Annotated in this window: 17 protein-coding genes and 1 riboswitch; of the genes, 14 read left to right on the forward strand and 3 right to left on the reverse strand. The window is 54.0% G+C overall.

Annotated features, from left to right (window positions below; translation table 11 throughout):
• The 3 genes from BBD41_RS19230 (at window position 1) to BBD41_RS19235 (ending at window position 2,296) form a co-directional block, all read left to right on the forward strand.
• On the forward strand, window positions 1–786 hold the full coding sequence (locus tag BBD41_RS19230) for a helix-turn-helix domain-containing protein (protein ID WP_077568054.1): 786 nt from the start codon (window positions 1–3) through the stop codon (window positions 784–786).
• Between the two features lie 136 nt (window positions 787–922).
• Entirely contained in the window at window positions 923–1,045 is a 123-nt protein-coding gene (locus BBD41_RS30485; protein ID WP_257790685.1) for a hypothetical protein, read from the forward strand.
• A 363-nt stretch (window positions 1,046–1,408) separates the two neighbouring features.
• The gene (locus tag BBD41_RS19235) at window positions 1,409–2,296 is read left to right on the forward strand and encodes an SDR family oxidoreductase (protein WP_237086841.1); all 888 of its coding nucleotides are present in this window, start codon (window positions 1,409–1,411) and stop codon (window positions 2,294–2,296) included.
• 32 nt (window positions 2,297–2,328) lie between these two features.
• Here the strand turns inward: BBD41_RS19235 and asd are convergent, their stop codons facing one another.
• Entirely contained in the window at window positions 2,329–3,174 is an 846-nt protein-coding gene (gene asd / locus BBD41_RS19240) for an archaetidylserine decarboxylase (RefSeq protein WP_077568053.1), read from the reverse strand.
• 166 nt (window positions 3,175–3,340) lie between these two features.
• Window positions 3,341–3,453: riboswitch (TPP riboswitch) on the forward strand.
• A 99-nt stretch (window positions 3,454–3,552) separates the two neighbouring features.
• Here asd and BBD41_RS19245 point away from each other — a divergent pair.
• From BBD41_RS19245 to BBD41_RS19290, 10 genes are all read left to right on the forward strand, one after another.
• Window positions 3,553–4,182 (forward strand): ECF transporter S component, encoded by a 630-nt coding sequence (locus tag BBD41_RS19245; protein ID WP_077569098.1) that lies wholly within the window; start codon window positions 3,553–3,555, stop codon window positions 4,180–4,182.
• A complete protein-coding gene (locus BBD41_RS19250) occupies window positions 4,175–6,004 on the forward strand; it encodes an ABC transporter ATP-binding protein (RefSeq protein WP_077568052.1) in 1,830 nt (609 codons plus the stop codon). Before BBD41_RS19245 ends, BBD41_RS19250 begins: the two co-directional genes overlap by 8 nt.
• Entirely contained in the window at window positions 6,001–6,807 is an 807-nt protein-coding gene (locus tag BBD41_RS19255) for an energy-coupling factor transporter transmembrane component T family protein (RefSeq protein ID WP_077568051.1), read from the forward strand. The genes BBD41_RS19250 and BBD41_RS19255 overlap by 4 nt, the downstream gene beginning before the upstream one ends.
• Window positions 6,808–7,243: 436 nt before the next feature.
• Entirely contained in the window at window positions 7,244–7,813 is a 570-nt protein-coding gene (locus BBD41_RS19260; RefSeq protein WP_077568050.1) for a TetR/AcrR family transcriptional regulator, read from the forward strand.
• A gap of 4 nt (window positions 7,814–7,817) precedes the next feature.
• Entirely contained in the window at window positions 7,818–8,186 is a 369-nt protein-coding gene (locus BBD41_RS19265) for a DMT family transporter (RefSeq protein ID WP_077568049.1), read from the forward strand.
• 125 nt (window positions 8,187–8,311) lie between these two features.
• Complete coding sequence (locus BBD41_RS19270; RefSeq protein ID WP_077568048.1) at window positions 8,312–8,908, forward strand: LysE family transporter; 597 nt, start codon at window positions 8,312–8,314, stop codon at window positions 8,906–8,908.
• 6 nt (window positions 8,909–8,914) lie between these two features.
• Entirely contained in the window at window positions 8,915–9,694 is a 780-nt protein-coding gene (locus tag BBD41_RS19275) for an AraC family transcriptional regulator (protein ID WP_099478474.1), read from the forward strand.
• A gap of 334 nt (window positions 9,695–10,028) precedes the next feature.
• A complete protein-coding gene (locus tag BBD41_RS19280; RefSeq protein WP_077568046.1) occupies window positions 10,029–10,766 on the forward strand; it encodes a hypothetical protein in 738 nt (245 codons plus the stop codon).
• Between the two features lie 502 nt (window positions 10,767–11,268).
• Window positions 11,269–11,688, forward strand: coding sequence for a YvaD family protein (locus BBD41_RS19285; RefSeq protein ID WP_077569097.1), 420 nt, complete (start codon window positions 11,269–11,271; stop codon window positions 11,686–11,688).
• Window positions 11,685–12,245, forward strand: a complete 561-nt coding sequence (locus BBD41_RS19290; RefSeq protein WP_077568045.1) for a TetR/AcrR family transcriptional regulator — start codon at window positions 11,685–11,687, stop codon at window positions 12,243–12,245. The genes BBD41_RS19285 and BBD41_RS19290 overlap by 4 nt, the downstream gene beginning before the upstream one ends.
• Before the next feature lie 181 nt (window positions 12,246–12,426).
• Here the strand turns inward: BBD41_RS19290 and BBD41_RS19295 are convergent, their stop codons facing one another.
• Window positions 12,427–12,852 carry an ImmA/IrrE family metallo-endopeptidase gene (locus tag BBD41_RS19295; RefSeq protein ID WP_007132039.1) on the reverse strand — a complete coding sequence of 142 codons (426 nt, stop codon included), beginning with the start codon at window positions 12,850–12,852 and terminating at the stop codon, window positions 12,427–12,429.
• Between the two features lie 76 nt (window positions 12,853–12,928).
• A complete protein-coding gene (locus BBD41_RS19300; protein WP_189636076.1) occupies window positions 12,929–13,369 on the reverse strand; it encodes a helix-turn-helix domain-containing protein in 441 nt (146 codons plus the stop codon).
• Window positions 13,370–13,646: 277 nt separating this feature from the next.
• Here BBD41_RS19300 and BBD41_RS19305 point away from each other — a divergent pair, with 277 nt between their 5' ends.
• Window positions 13,647–14,156 carry an ArpU family phage packaging/lysis transcriptional regulator gene (locus tag BBD41_RS19305; protein ID WP_077568043.1) on the forward strand — a complete coding sequence of 170 codons (510 nt, stop codon included), beginning with the start codon at window positions 13,647–13,649 and terminating at the stop codon, window positions 14,154–14,156.
• Window positions 14,157–14,470 lie beyond the last annotated feature (314 nt).

The raw sequence follows: 14,470 nt of genomic DNA on the forward strand, positions 1-14,470 counted from the left end.
ATGCTGAATGCATCGCCGTCTTCTTTTGTCATAATGCCCGCCTTGGCGAAGATCGCCTGCGAGCCGGGCTGGAAGTGGCAGAAACGCGAACGGCCCATGCAGAACTACGATCTGTTTTATGTATGGAGCGGTGAAGGGACGCTGGAACTGAATGATAAGCCTTATACGATCGGCAAGGGGAGCTGCTTCCTGTTCCGTCCGGGCGACCACACCAGCGCAACCCATAATCCGCAGAAGCCGCTCGTTTTAACATACATTCATTTTGACGTAAAGGAACCGGTTACGGACATTCCGGCTCCATACCGTCAGCTAAGCGAGACGATGGATTTCGAATATTTGCTGGCGCGGTATGTCCGGTTGTATCTGGACAAGCCTTACGGGGCGGAAGAAGAGGGCCAGCTTATCCTGAAGCAGCTCATGATTCATCTGCTGCGGTCCGACCTGAATGAGCCTGTCGTAAAAAAAGCCAGCAACCAGCTGATGGAGGCGATCCACGAAATCGCCAACTATGTGCGCCAGCACCCGGGAATTCCCCACCGCGTAGAGGATTTGGCGGCGAGAGCCGGGCTGTCCCCGCGTTATTTCTCGATCAAATTCAAGGAGCTGATCGGCACGCCGGTCCAATCCTACATTATCCAGATGCGGATCGAGCGGGCGCAGCATCTGCTGGTGCACCAGGGAATGAATGTCACGGAAGTGGCCGACGCGCTCGGGTATCGCGACATTTTCTTTTTCAGCCGGCAATTCAAGCAATATACCGGAAAAAGTCCGTCCGAAATCAGGTGATTCCCCCGCGCCCTTTTTGTTGGCGCATGCTCTTGCGGTAGCGGAAAGGGACCGGGGTTTCATCGTAAGCCATTTAGGGTAATCATCGCTTACGGTCTATAGAGAGCAAGGGATTATTGAAGGGGGGTGTAAGGGAATGAGCCCAAGAAGACGGGTGCGCGGGCGGTTTTTCAGTCGCGGCGGCGGCAGCATTTTTCGGAATCGGTTGCGCCGCATGAAGTCGACGATGAACCAAGGGCATCTTGATGTATGGTTTTGATGGAGCCTGAGTATTTTGTCCGGGGATAAGAAGGTGAACCCCGATTTTATATACGATGATCCAAAGCTAGCAGCCCGGCCGGGTGATCTTAAAAGTCTTGTACATACCAGGTTGGCTGGTTGGCGAGTAGCATCATGTGGGAATAATATTATAAGTTAACCGTAAAGGGAGTCCGGCAGGGCTCTCTTTTTACATGGGCCCCTGGCGTGATGCCCCTTGGCTTGTATGCTCAGGATCTAAGTTTCACGATTGAGCTTGGGCCCGACCCCGTGTATGATCAGGTTACGGATATTCGCGAAGCGGTTTATAAGAGGTTTTCGAGTTGCGGCAAGGGATTAGGCCAAGCGGGGGAGTCGCGACTGCATGATTGAGAAAGCTGGGGGGATGGAGTTTATGAAAGCGGCGAATCAAAAGACAGCCCTGGTGACGGGCGCATCCAGCGGCTTCGGACTGCTGATCAGCATCGAGCTGGCGAAATGCGGGTATGATGTCGCAGCGGGGATGCGAAGACCGGAGGCAGCCGGGAAGCTCCTGCAGCAGGCGGCGAAGTTCGACGTGGCCGAACGGATTCGCGTGATCGAGCTTGATATTTGCATCGAAGCGCAGGTATTAGCAGCCGCGCGCTTCGCAGAGGAAGAGCTCGGGCGCTTGGATGTGCTGGTCAATAACGCTGGCATCGCGGTCGGCGGATTCGTAGAGGACGTGCCGCTCAGCGAGTGGAGAAGACAGCTCGAGACCAATGTGCTCGGAACCGTCGCCGTAACGCAAAGCATGCTGCCGCTGATGCGGCGGACCGGTAAATCCAAAATGATTCTGATCAGCAGCATCAGCGGCGTTGTTGGCTTTCCGGGGTACGGCCCGTATGCGGCTTCCAAATTCGCTGTCGAAGGCCTTGGGGAAAGCCTGGCCATGGAATTGATGCCTCTTGGCATCGATGTGGTGCTGGTGCAGCCCGGGGCTTATGGTACGCCGATCTGGGGGAAGAGCTTCGGTGAGTTGAAGGTGAGGGAGGGATCGCCCTACAGCGGGATGCTGAAGCGGGTATTGGCGTACTCCGAACGGACCGCCAAAAAGAGCGGGGATCCGCTCGAGGTTGCAAGGTTGGTGGCTCGAATCGCCGGTATGGACCATCCAAGATTCCGGTACCGGCTTCCCCGCAGCACCCGGCTGACCGGGCGGATCAAGGCATGGCTGCCCGACCGCTTCTTTCAGCGGCTGATCGTCCGGCTGCTGGGAAAAGATGATTCATGACGTTTTCCTTGTCTAAAACGGCAAGGGCGTTCTTATTTTTCCGTACATAACTCCTGCTCCAAGCACACCTCCCGCTTCTTCTTCTTGTCTGCGGGCGGATGGAGGATGCCGAGCAGCTCGCCCATTTTAACCGTCGACCCGAGAGCGAGATCTCCCCGGGGGGTAAAGGTGCCGCTCTCGGTCAACAGCACAACGGTTGAGCCGAATTCGAAGTAGGCCAGCTCGTCCCCGATCTGCCATTTCGTCACGCTCTCGTCGGCATATCGGATGCTGCTTACGTTCAAAGCCCCGACCTTGACCACGGCAACCTCACCGAATTCATGCTTGATGTAGGTAATGAGCCTTTCGTTGCGGCTGAGCACCGACCGGATATGGGTCATGGCAAAATCGTTGACGGGGTACACCTTGCCCTTAAGATGCTCCCGTTCGATCTGTACGCCGGTAACCGGGGAATGGATCCGATGGTAGTCCGTCGGGCTCAAATATAAGACGAACGCGTAACCGTTCACATAATTCTCGAATCTCGGAGACTGTGCAAGCAGCTCTTCAATGGTGTAATCCTGTCCCTTGACGTTCAGGATGGTGCCGGTATCGATGGTGCCCATGGCGGTAATCGTCGCATCAACCGGGCTTACCATCGCATCGGCTGTGGCATCTATGGCGCGCAGGCCGATCTTTAATCGGCGGGAGAAGAATTCATTTAGCGAGCGGTATTCATGCAGCTCCTTCTCCGCTTCATGCGCCGGAATTTGATATATTCGAATAAATGCAGGGATCAGATGACGGCTCAACCGGCTGTGGGAGAACTGCCCCACCAAATGGGACAACCACTTTCGGGAGGAGAGCTCTGTCATCAGACGCAGCAATCGTTTGGCCATGTTTATCTCCTTTTTGTGCAAAGACCTCAGCTATCGATGATGCTCGAAAAGCAATCACTCTGATATTGACATAGAATCGGCTGGAAATCAACAAACGGACTCTGAAGAAAAAAAGACTCTTGCCAAAACAGGGAAGGCTGTGTATTTTAAAGTTAACATAAAACCGAATAGGGAATACGGGTGCTTGAGTGAATCAGGCTGAGATTGCAGCTGCTATCCGCTGTTGACCGTTAATCTGAACTGGGTAATGCCAGCGTAGAGAATATCCGACCCTGCTCATATTAGGGCCTAATTTCCGTCTGCGCGTTTTTCCAGACGGTTTTTTGTTGCGATTTTTCCATTTTCAAAAAATTAGCGATGGAGAGGGGAAGTTGTATGATGGAAACGATGAGGCAAGGAATGATGGGGGCTCAGCCGAGGAAAGGGCTCAGACTGAGCGATATTTTGGTGACGGTGCTTGTATCGCTGGTGCTGGGCGTGGTGTATCACTTTTGGGGCTCGGTATACAACCTGCTGAAGCCGCTCTTTTTCGAAGCGGACGAATTGCTGTACGGCATGTGGTTTGCCGCGGCGACACTGGCCTATCTGCTGATTCGGAAACCCGGCGTGGCCATCATTGCAGAGGTCGCAGCCGCACATGTCGAAGTGCTGTTCGGAAGCGGGTGGGGGCTTACGCTGCTGATGTATGGCTTGATTCAAGGCTTGGGGGCCGAGCTCGTATTTGCCGCAACCCGCTACCGCAGCTCCTCTGCCTTGACGGTGGCTCTGGCCGGGGCCGCTGCTGCCGTCGGCTCGATGCTGCTTGATTTCTTCTACAGCTACACGGACGATCTGCAGACCTGGATGTTTCTGGCGAAGTACGGCATGCGGATCTTCAGCGGCGCCGTCATTGCAGGCCTCTTGATGCTCGTCCTCGCCAAAGCGCTGGAGCGTACCGGCGTAACCTCCCTGCTGCGTCCGGCTTCGCAAAAAGACTATGAGGCGCTGGACGATTCGCGCCATGTCTAAAACGCTAACGGACCTCCCCGGAAATACCGTCGATGCGTCTAATGATCCGCAGGCGGAGCCGGCGGTTTATGTGGAAGGTCTGCGCCTTAAATATCCGGGCGAGGAACGGCTGATGTTCAAAGACCTTTCGTTCTCGGCCGCCCGCGGAGAAAAGGTGCTGCTGCTGGGTCCAAGCGGCTGCGGGAAATCGACGCTTCTTCAGGTGCTGAGCGGGATGATTCCCCGGGCGACGGAGGTGCCGATGAAATGCGAGGCGCAGAAGCTTCCCGCATCCTGGGGATATGTGTTCCAGGATCCCGACACCCAGTTCTGCATGCCATTCGTGGACGAGGAGCTGGCATTCGTCCTGGAAAATCAATGCGTTCCACGGGAGCAGATGGAAGAGCGGATGCAGGCAGCGCTGCATGCGGTCGGATTGGAGCTGGAGTCGCTGCATGTCAAAATCGCGCATTTATCGCAAGGGATGAAGCAGCGTCTTGCACTGGCTTCTGCCCTGCTGCTGGAGCCGGAGGTGCTGTTTCTGGATGAGCCGTCAGCCTTGCTCGATCCCGAGGGCCGCGAGCAAATCTGGACGGCGGTGAAGGCCGTATCCTCAGGGCGAACCTTGATCATCGTGGAGCACCGGATTGAAGAGATGGCTGAATATGCAGACCGGGTCGTGCTTTTTGGCCCGGATGGGGCGATTCTGGGTGAAGGCACGCCGGCCGATGTATTCGCCCGCTATTCGCGGGAGCTGAAGGAATTCGGCATCTGGTATCCCGGCGTATGGGACGATTATGCGCAGTCCCCATCCGGCAGGGAAATATTTGCACCGCTCGAGGCATCCTCCGGTGCATCCTCCGGCGCATCATCCAGCGCATCCTCCGGCGGATCCCGCCAGGATGATTCCTTCGCCGGGGATTTGGGAACAGCTGCTCAGATACAGAACCGGGAACGGCTCTATTCCGGTGAGGAGTCCGGACGGCTTAACGTGGCGGACTTTACGTCGGCGGAACAGAGCAAGCCTGCCGTTCAGCTGGCTGAATTTTCAGGCAAGCGTTGGGACAAAGCCGTTATTACCGTCCAGGGGGCGGAGGTGTATCCGGGCGATTTTATTGCGATTGTCGGGCCGAACGGGGCGGGGAAGAGCTCGCTGCTTCTCAGTCTGATGGGGCTGCTGAATGCGGAAGGTAGGTACCTCCTCGGCGGGGAGGAGGTACCGCTAGGGAAAGGAAGACGAAACCGCAAACAAAAGGAGCGGATGCTCCGCCGAATCGGATTCGTATTTCAGAATCCCGAGCTGCAATTCGTGACGGAGCGGGTGTCGGATGAGGTGGCGTACTCCTTGCTGGTGGACGGCATGTCCTCGGATGAGGCGGCTGAGCAGGCCAGCCGGACGCTAGAGCGATTCGGACTAGACGGCAAGGAGAGCCGGCATCCGTACCAGCTCTCCACGGGCCAGAAGCGCCGCCTCAGCGTGGCCACAGCCATGGCCCGACAGCCGGCGGTGCTGCTGCTGGATGAGCCTACGTTTGGCCAGGATGCGCGGAACACGTTTGCGATTCTGGAGATGTGCGAACGGCTGCGCCGGGCCGGGACGGCGATCATGATGGTCACCCACGAGATGCGAATCGCCGAGCAGGCGGCCACCCATATTTGGGAGATTCGTCAAGGGCAGCTGGTCTCCTGCATGGCATCGCCAAGGCTGGCGGCAAGGAGAGCGCCTGGCTTCCAGGAGAACGGTTATCCGCCGATGTGGTCAGAGGGCGAAGCCAAGGAGTATGCTGCCCGTGAGGAGAACAAGGAATCTTCCGGCAAGCCGTACGCGGAGGTGAGGTCATGAATCTATGGAATCCGGTCCGCATCACGTGCCTGCACCGGGCAAATCCGGTCGTGAAGCTGCTTCTCGTCTGCTGCCTGTTCCTGATGACGGTGCTGACGCACGACATTGATTTCGTGGCGTATCAGGCGCTGATCTTTATGATCTGCCTCCTGGCGCTGTCAGGTGTGCGCACATGGAAGATGCTGCTGTTCTTCATTCCATTTCTGCTCGCCTTCATCTCTTCCTCATCATCCATGATGCTGTTCGGGAAGGGAGAGACGATCTGGTGGGAATGGGGGCTGTTCAAGGTATCGGAGGAAAGCTTCTATCGTGGATTGCACCTCGGGTTTAAAGGAATCGCCTTCGCCTGCGAAGGGCTTCTGCTCGTGACGACGACGTCGTCGGTCGATTTGTTCTACAGCCTGATGCAAAAGCTGAAGCTTGCTCCCAAGTACGCCTACAGCTTTATGGCTTCCATCCGGCTTCTGCCGATGGTGTGGGAGGAATATGTGATCCGCCGGCAAGCGCTGAAGGTGCGGGGAGTGGTCCCGATCCGCGGCGTCCGCGGGGCGGTGAACCGGGCAGGGATGTACGTGGTGCCGCTTCTTGCACAGAGCATCCGCCGGGCGCACCGGGTTGCGGCGGCGATGGAAGCCAAGCGATTTGACGGTGAGCGGGGACGGCGCCGAACGTATTTTTACCCCTCGCGCTATTCCCGCTATGATCTGCTCACCATCGCGCTGCTTGCGGCGGCAGCATACGGCGCTTATGCCGCTGCGGGGCATTTTCCATGGTTTGGCATCGGGGATGTGCGCTTTGATTAGATAGAGAGGCAGCTTACGCTAGTAATTTTGCGTAAGCTGCCTTTTTTGTGTTTTTGTGCTGGGCTGGCGTTGCATAGGGCAGCGAAAAAAGGGTGGATATTCCGTCTTAATGGTATATAATACGGATGGTACCGAATTGTTACTACTGGTACCAATCTTACATACCTGGGGCGGTATGCGTTCCACTTGGATGCTGCACTTTTTTGAGTTGCCAACAACACAGAAAAGCACATAACACTCTCTGAGGTGACAAGAACAAAAACGACAAAGTACGGTTTTGAGGTCACAAGAACAGAAGAGTCCAAGCACACGGTGAGGGATAAGAACAGGAAAGACAAAGCACGCCTTGAGCGGACGACAACCCGGTCAGGGGCAAGGCGGAAGTGAAGCGCCGTATCCAGGTGGCTCAACGTAAGAAGAACAAGGAGGCTCGAATATGCGGGAGCGTATTTTGAAAGAAACGATGCGTTTGATCCAGCAGAAGGGCTTTGCCTTTACCGTCAGTGATCTGGCGCAGGGGCTTGCGATCAGCAAGCGGACCATTTATGAGCATTTTTCCTCCAAGGAAGAGATCGTCGAGTCGATCGTTGACAGCTTGATTCAGCATATCCAGCAGCGGGAGCGGGAAATTGCGGCGGACGGACAGTTGGGCGTTCTGGAGAAAATCCATCAAATCCTGATCTGCTTGCCCCAAGAGGTGGAGAAGATGGATATGCGCCTTTTGACGGACCTCAAAAAGTTTCATTATAACCAATGGGAGAAGCTGGACGCCTTTTTTAGAGAAGAGTGGGGCATCGTCAGCAAGCTGATGGAGCAGGGGATGGCGGAGGGCGTCATCAAGCCGATCCCGCTTCCGTTGTTTATCGATCTGTATCTGGGCGCAATCCAGCAAATGTACGACTCCCGGGCAACGGTGAAGCATCAGATGCCGCTTGGGGAGCTGCTGAAGTCGATCATGGATATTCTGCTGTTCGGCATCGCCGCGGGGCAGGGAAAGGAGAAGTGAAACGATGCACTGGTTCTATTTAGCTCTGGCGATCTTGTTTGAAGTAGCCGGCACCATTAATATGAAAATGTCGGAGGGATTTACGAAGCTGCTGCCGAGCGTGCTGCTGGTCGTTTTTTATATATGCAGTCTGAGCTTTCTGACGCTGAGCCTGAAGCAGATCGAAATTTCGGTGGCGTACGCGATCTGGTCCGGCCTCGGCATTATGATCATCACGCTGATCGGATATTCGTTCTTTTCGGAACAAATTAACGGCTTGAAGATATTCTCGATTCTGCTGATCATTGCGGGTGTTGTGCTGCTGAACCTGTCGGGCGGCGCCCATGCGCAGGAACAGCCGAAGGCGGAGGAAACGGACGTTCAGGCGGGTTGATAAAGGCCTTGGATCCGGCCGATGGAATACCCGGGCGGCTCTCTTGAATGCGCAATAATGTACTATACCCTTTTCGGCCGGCCGCTCTATAATGCAAGGGAATTCCTTGTAAGGAGCTGCAGGTCATGAACTATTCTTCGTTCTTTATTTATTGCGTTATCGTTGCGTTTTCTCCGGGGCCGTCGAATATCGTCATTCTGGCATCGGTCCAGCAGTCGGGGATCAAACGAACGCTCCGCTATATCGCCGGCGCCTCGATCGCTTTTTTCCTGTTGATTGCCCTATCTGTCGTCCTCGGCGAGACGCTGTCCTCTCGACTGCCGTTCATTCTGCCGGTGCTGCGGATTGCAGGCTGTCTGTTCATGCTGTATCTGGCGTACCAGGTATACCATATGGACGTTTCCAACGCGTCAACAAACCGAACGGCGTCCTTCGCGTCGGGTTTTTTGATGCAGTTTCTGAATCCGAAGGTCGTGATGTTTACACTTACGGTCATTCCGAGCTACGTCATGCCATACTATACCGAGGGGCAGGTCATTTCCGCCTTCGTTGTCGCCGTTTCGCTGATCGGGCTGGCTGCGTATATGACCTGGGCGGTGTGCGGCAATCTGTTTCAGGGCGTTCTGCAAAAATACCGGAGAACGACCAACACGGTCTTGGCTTTGTTCCTGCTGTACTCGGCCATCGTCGTGTCGGACTTACCGAATCTTCTGAAGGGGTGATGGAAGATGGAGCGGTTTATCTATAAAAAAGCGTGCGGCATCACGGCGCTGTCCGCGAGCTTTACCGATTTCAAATATAAGAAGCATTACCACGAGGAGTACGCCCTTGGCGTCACCCTGCGCGGGATTCAAAAGTATTCGCTCGACGGAAGCCAGCAAGCTTCCTATCAGAGCGGCGTGATGCTGTTTCAACCGGAACAGAGCCATGACGGCTGGTCCCAGGAGCGTACGGGCATCGACTATGTGATGATCTACATCCATCCGCAGCTGTTTCATGAGCTGATTCAGAAGAAGGACATCATCCGCTTCCATTCGCCGATCGTGTATGACGCCGGCCTAAGACAGAGTATACTTAATGTCACGCGGGCGATATTCACCGGCAAGCCGGATGCGCTGTGCAGTGAGCTGCTGCTGGAGCTGGCGGGGCATTTTAATGAAGACATTTTGAGGTCAGAAGGCAAGCGGGACAGCGGATTTGCCAAGAAAGCCAAGGCGCTGATGCAGGAGCATCTGGATCAAGTGCTGCGATTGGATGAAATCAGCCAGGCGTTCGGCATGTCCAAATATCAGTTCATCCGCACCTTTAAAGCGAACAGCGGCATGTCGCCTTACCAATATTACTTAAACTGCAAGGTGGAATGGGCTAAGCATCTCATCGAGGACAGCCGCGACGTATATCTCGCGGTTTCCCAATGCGGCTTTACGGATCTGGCACACTTGAACCGGCATTTCAAGAACGTGTACGGCACGACGGCCTATGATTACATGTCCCATTTTGGGGGATAATCTGTATCTTGTCAGAGTAGACAATATGCAGGTGAAAGAGGCGGTTAGCATCGGCGGCAGATGAGCGAATGAGCGGATGAGGGACCGACCGGGGCTTTAGCCCTTTGCTCGTCCGACCTAATGATCAAGGTAATGGAAGCAACCCGCAGGAGACCCGCGTGTCGGATCCGGCCAGAGGGTTGCTTCTTTGAGCTGTAGGGAGGTAACGGCCGCATCGCTATCCGCCTTACATGCTTCAAAGGTTTGGAGATCCGGCGAATCGGTGTTAATCTGTAGTTGAATCAGCATAAGCATGCATGTATCTGCATGAACAGAGATGGAAGGAATTATGACCATGGAATACCTATATGAATCGGCACCGCGCAGCTACGAGGATTTTGCCAGCGGCCGGGTGCTGCATAACGCCCGGGGCACAACCTCGTTTCCCGTAAGGCTGGCAAGCGAGCTGGCTCAGCGATGCTTTCACATTCTGGAACAAAAGGGGGCTGAGGGTCCCTACACGTTATATGATCCCTGCTGCGGAGGCGCGTATTTGCTGACCGTGATCGGGCTGCTCCATGGACGGCGGCTGGGCCGGATCATCGGTTCGGATATTCAGCCCGATGTGCTTCAAATCGCGGGGAAGAACCTGTCCCTGCTGCGCAAGGAGGGGCTCGAGCAGCGAGCCGAGCAGATCAAGTCGCTGTATGAACAATACGGAAAGCCGTCCCATCGGGATGCGCTGCAAAGCGCCGCTCGCCTGAAGGAGCTGATCGCCGAATCCGCGGTCGAAGAGGCGGCATGCTTCCAGCTGGATATTACGGACCCGAAGGGAGCGCTGGACCGGGCCCGGGGAACTCACATCGTCATGACGGATCTCCCGTACGGGGACTTGGTTAGCTGGGGCGGCGGAAGCGAAGATCCGGTGGGGCGCTTTTTCGAGCAGATCCACCCGACTCTCGATCCCGCCCGCTCGGTTGTCGCTGTCATTTCCGATAAAGGACAGAAATTAAAGCATGACCGGTTCCGAAGACTCCAGCATATGAAGATTGGGAAGCGGCAGGCTGCGATCTTCGAACCGCTGGGGGAATGACGCGCTGAGCCGGTCGGCCGGATCGAGGACTGGGCATAGGGCAATAGGCTTTGGAGAAACCATAAACCGCAGGAGAGAGGTAACAGCCCTCCAGCGGAACCATACACCGCTAAAAGACAGGCTCCCGTTTGCCGGTTACAATACCGGCAAATGGGGCAGTTAGAGAGGGTACCAGGCCCAGTCAAAACCCTAAACAGCTAAAAAGACGGATCCCGTTCGCCGGTTATATACCGGCAATTTGGGGCCAGTTAGAGAGGGTACCAAGCCCAGCCAAAAGCCCTAAACAACTAAAAAGATGGCTTTCGTTTGTCGGTTACAATGCCGGCAGAGCGGAGGCTTTTTGGTATGCAGCCAGCCGGTTGTTATAAGACATGCCTAAATCGCTCTTGATTATGAGAAAAAGGTGGGGTAAGATGGAAAACATATAAAATAAAATGTTTTCCATGATTTCCGTGCGTGAAAAGGAAATTGGAAAATGGAGAATGGAGGATGGAGGATGGGGATGAACCGAACATTAAAATCACTGATGCTCGCTACCGATATCGGATTTATCCTGTATTGGCTGCTCATCGGCCTCAGCCTGATTCCGAAGGAGTATCTGTATCAGGATTATGACAATCCGCTGCTGGTGGCGTGGAATTTATCGTTCCTTCCGCTGGATCTGCTGATCTCCGGAACCGGCTTATGGAGCATGTATCTCTATAGGAAAGGTAATTATAAATGGCAGCCGTGGTGTCTGGTTTCGCTTGTGCTGACGTTTTGCTCAGGGCTGCAGGCCATTGCATTTTGGAGCATCCGGCTTGATTTCGATCTCTTCTGGTGGCTGCCGAATCTGTTCCTGATGCTGTATCCGCTCTTCTTCCTGCCGAGGCTGATCGGAAGCGGACGTTCTGTGACCGGGAAGGAGACGGTGGCGCTATGAAGGACAAAATCGCCCAGGCCGCCATTCAGGAAATCGCCCAGCGTGGACTGAAGTTCTCCATTCGGGATGTTGCAGGCCGTCTCGGGATCAGCACGAAGACCCTGTATCAGCATTTTGAATCCAAGGAGGAATTGGTCGACCATATCGTGGTCCAGTCCATCGGGAATATGATGGCGGAGGAGGAGAAGCTGATGAAGGACGATTCGATTCCTCTAGCGGATAAGCTGTTCCGGGCATTAACGCTCCTTCCGCAAGGCGTCGCCTTCCACGATATTCGCGTGATGAAGGAATTGGAGCTCCGGTACCCGGAGCAGTGGAGGCAAATCGATGCCTACATGAATACAGGCTGGGAGAATATCCGGCTGATTATTCACGAGGGGGCTGCTGCAGGCATCTTTCGTCCTTTTGATGTCGAGCTGTTCATTCAGGTATATGTAGGGGCATTATATCAGCTGATCGACCAGTATGCTTCCGGTGGCCGGCTGACGCTGCAGCAAGCACTGGAGCAGATGGTTGACTTCTTGATGGAAGGCATCCGTTCGCCCGCTAACCGTTAAGTCCCCTCCTGTAGTCCGCCAAGCATACAAACGCCACGCAGATGTGGAGAATTTGCGGCTGCCGTGCAGCCGCTTTTGGCTTTCCTGCGAATGCGTTACCCGCAGATTCGCGTGTCTGCCTCCCGTACATGATTGGATCATGATAGGTTAAAGATTGCACTGGATCAGAACGTATGTTCGATTAAAGTCTAAAAAATAAAAGCATTTCCTGTGGAATGCCTGCCCGAAGGTAGAACTCATGCAACGACTCTCCCGGGCCAATGGTCAAATCCGCCGTCAATAACGCAACCGCAAACCGATTCGCCTGACGTTCAAGCTTGCCCGGACTGAAGTAGGAATGCTCCTCAAGGAAAAATCGGCTGATTCCCTTATGGAGCCGATCGTGACCGAGCTCATGGGCGCAGACGAAGCGCTGCCACTGCGGCGGCAGTTGACTATGAATGACGATAAACCTGCGTCTTAATTTGCGGAAGTACAGCCCCTTCGTTGTCTTGCCGAGGTCCGCGTACCGGATATGAATGCCGAGCGAAGCCGCAATTTCGAAGGGGCAGTTGGTATGATGTTTTCTGACAAGCTGACGGATTAACGGTTGTAAAAGATCATCCATGCCGGTTCACCTGCAATATCGAGATTGTTATGGGTTGTCGTAGGGTTGTAATCGCTATGTACTCCTTCATGACATGCTATTTTTTCCGTTTGTTCATCTGCTTGGCTTCCCAGAATAAGCCGGTCAGCACATCCTTGATGCGCTGCTTGTCCTCCTGGTTTAAGGGGATTCCGTCGAACATCAGCTCTCCGTCGTCCTCCAGCATTTTTTTGAAATCCCGTTTATCTTTGGCCGTGGCCCAATCGGGAACGGTCAGGTCCTCATGCAGGGAAAGCTCCGAGTCCAAATAACCGGCCTTGCTCATCAGTTCTTCATAGGGAACCCCGAGCGCATCGGCAATTTTGCGAAGCGTCTGCGGCTTGGGGATGCCGCGCAGCCCGTTCTCGATCCTCGAGATTTGCGATCCGCTGATTTCAGCGGCTTGCGCGAGCTGATTGATGCTTAAGCCTTTGTCTTCCCTCATCTGCTTCAAGTATGCTCCAAATCTGTGATCCACGCTCCGGCCACTCCTCACCATAATCCATCTGTAACCTCTGTTTATAGTATAAACCCATCCGATACCTTTGCCAACAGGTAAAATAAAAACAAAGTAATATTGCCAAAAGGCAAGAATATGAGAGCGAGAGGGCCCATTTCTTGATTTTTGCAGCACAATTGAACGTTTACGAAGATCTCCAGATAGTGGTATTATAACGGAAAATACGAACAAATATACGAACAGTCGGCGTGGCCTTGATTTTCTGCCAAATGGCAAAAGTAAGCTAGGATAAATCATCAATGGGGAGTGAACCGGTATGAATCATATGTTACCTGAATTGGATCGCAGAAAAACCCAATACGCGATTGAGGCGGTATTCGAGAAGTATCGAATTTATAAAACGATAACGTTCGAGATGAGGGAGGCGAGCGTGACCGCATCGTACACGGAGCGATTCCATGGACCGACGAATGTGACTTCGGATCAGACGGCAAAGGTAGCGATATATAATGTAGATATGCCTGCGGCAAGGAAGCACTACTGCGAAACGATCGAATCGATCGTGGAGCGGCTGGGAGCGCGCGAGCAGCTGCTGATAAGGGAACGGTACATGAAGCAGGACGATGTGTACGACTACAAGGTGTACAACCATATTTTCGATCCGCCGGTAAGTAAGGACACTTATGTTAAAATCCGCACCCGAGCTTTTTACAAAATGGCGTTGGTGCTTGCCGATCTGGGCATGTTGCCGCTGGATACCCTCGTGAAGCCCCTAACCCGGCTGAAAAAGAATGAAGGGGCCGAGGCGGTGGGGGCCCTAAGATAAACCCGTCTCGGTAATTCGAGAAGATCGATCGCGGGAAGCACATCATGAAAGGTTGATTGACCGGGCTTGGAGGACTTTTTAGCCTAGAGATAGATGACTTTTAGACAATGGATGGATCACTCCTTTAGACAATAATGGCTGACTCGTTAGACAATAATGGATGACTCGTTAGATAATAATGGACGACTGTGGGCCAGAACCGACTCTGCTGAGGGTCGGTTTTTTTTACGATTCATGAAGTGCATTGACAAGGAGCTTGTTGGCAAGTATCCTATTTACATACTATTAAGTATGTGTTTGTGATATTATTAACC

Origin of the sequence: Paenibacillus ihbetae, assembly GCF_002741055.1 — a bacterium.
Lineage (GTDB): Bacteria > Bacillota > Bacilli > Paenibacillales > Paenibacillaceae > Paenibacillus_AQ > Paenibacillus_AQ ihbetae.

Excerpts from the sequence above, each read along its gene's own strand:
- BBD41_RS19230 (WP_077568054.1), top strand. The coding sequence starts at position 1 with ATGCTGAATGCATCGCCGTCTTCTTTTGTCATAATGCCCGCCTTGGCG.
- BBD41_RS30485 (WP_257790685.1), top strand. The coding sequence starts at position 923 with ATGAGCCCAAGAAGACGGGTGCGCGGGCGGTTTTTCAGTCGCGGCGGC.
- BBD41_RS19235 (WP_237086841.1), top strand. The coding sequence starts at position 1,409 with ATGATTGAGAAAGCTGGGGGGATGGAGTTTATGAAAGCGGCGAATCAA.
- asd (WP_077568053.1), bottom strand. The coding sequence starts at position 3,174 with ATGGCCAAACGATTGCTGCGTCTGATGACAGAGCTCTCCTCCCGAAAG.
- BBD41_RS19245 (WP_077569098.1), top strand. The coding sequence starts at position 3,553 with ATGGAAACGATGAGGCAAGGAATGATGGGGGCTCAGCCGAGGAAAGGG.
- BBD41_RS19250 (WP_077568052.1), top strand. The coding sequence starts at position 4,175 with ATGTCTAAAACGCTAACGGACCTCCCCGGAAATACCGTCGATGCGTCT.
- BBD41_RS19255 (WP_077568051.1), top strand. The coding sequence starts at position 6,001 with ATGAATCTATGGAATCCGGTCCGCATCACGTGCCTGCACCGGGCAAAT.
- BBD41_RS19260 (WP_077568050.1), top strand. The coding sequence starts at position 7,244 with ATGCGGGAGCGTATTTTGAAAGAAACGATGCGTTTGATCCAGCAGAAG.
- BBD41_RS19265 (WP_077568049.1), top strand. The coding sequence starts at position 7,818 with ATGCACTGGTTCTATTTAGCTCTGGCGATCTTGTTTGAAGTAGCCGGC.
- BBD41_RS19270 (WP_077568048.1), top strand. The coding sequence starts at position 8,312 with ATGAACTATTCTTCGTTCTTTATTTATTGCGTTATCGTTGCGTTTTCT.
- BBD41_RS19275 (WP_099478474.1), top strand. The coding sequence starts at position 8,915 with ATGGAGCGGTTTATCTATAAAAAAGCGTGCGGCATCACGGCGCTGTCC.
- BBD41_RS19280 (WP_077568046.1), top strand. The coding sequence starts at position 10,029 with ATGGAATACCTATATGAATCGGCACCGCGCAGCTACGAGGATTTTGCC.
- BBD41_RS19285 (WP_077569097.1), top strand. The coding sequence starts at position 11,269 with ATGAACCGAACATTAAAATCACTGATGCTCGCTACCGATATCGGATTT.
- BBD41_RS19290 (WP_077568045.1), top strand. The coding sequence starts at position 11,685 with ATGAAGGACAAAATCGCCCAGGCCGCCATTCAGGAAATCGCCCAGCGT.
- BBD41_RS19295 (WP_007132039.1), bottom strand. The coding sequence starts at position 12,852 with ATGGATGATCTTTTACAACCGTTAATCCGTCAGCTTGTCAGAAAACAT.
- BBD41_RS19300 (WP_189636076.1), bottom strand. The coding sequence starts at position 13,369 with ATGGTGAGGAGTGGCCGGAGCGTGGATCACAGATTTGGAGCATACTTG.
- BBD41_RS19305 (WP_077568043.1), top strand. The coding sequence starts at position 13,647 with ATGAATCATATGTTACCTGAATTGGATCGCAGAAAAACCCAATACGCG.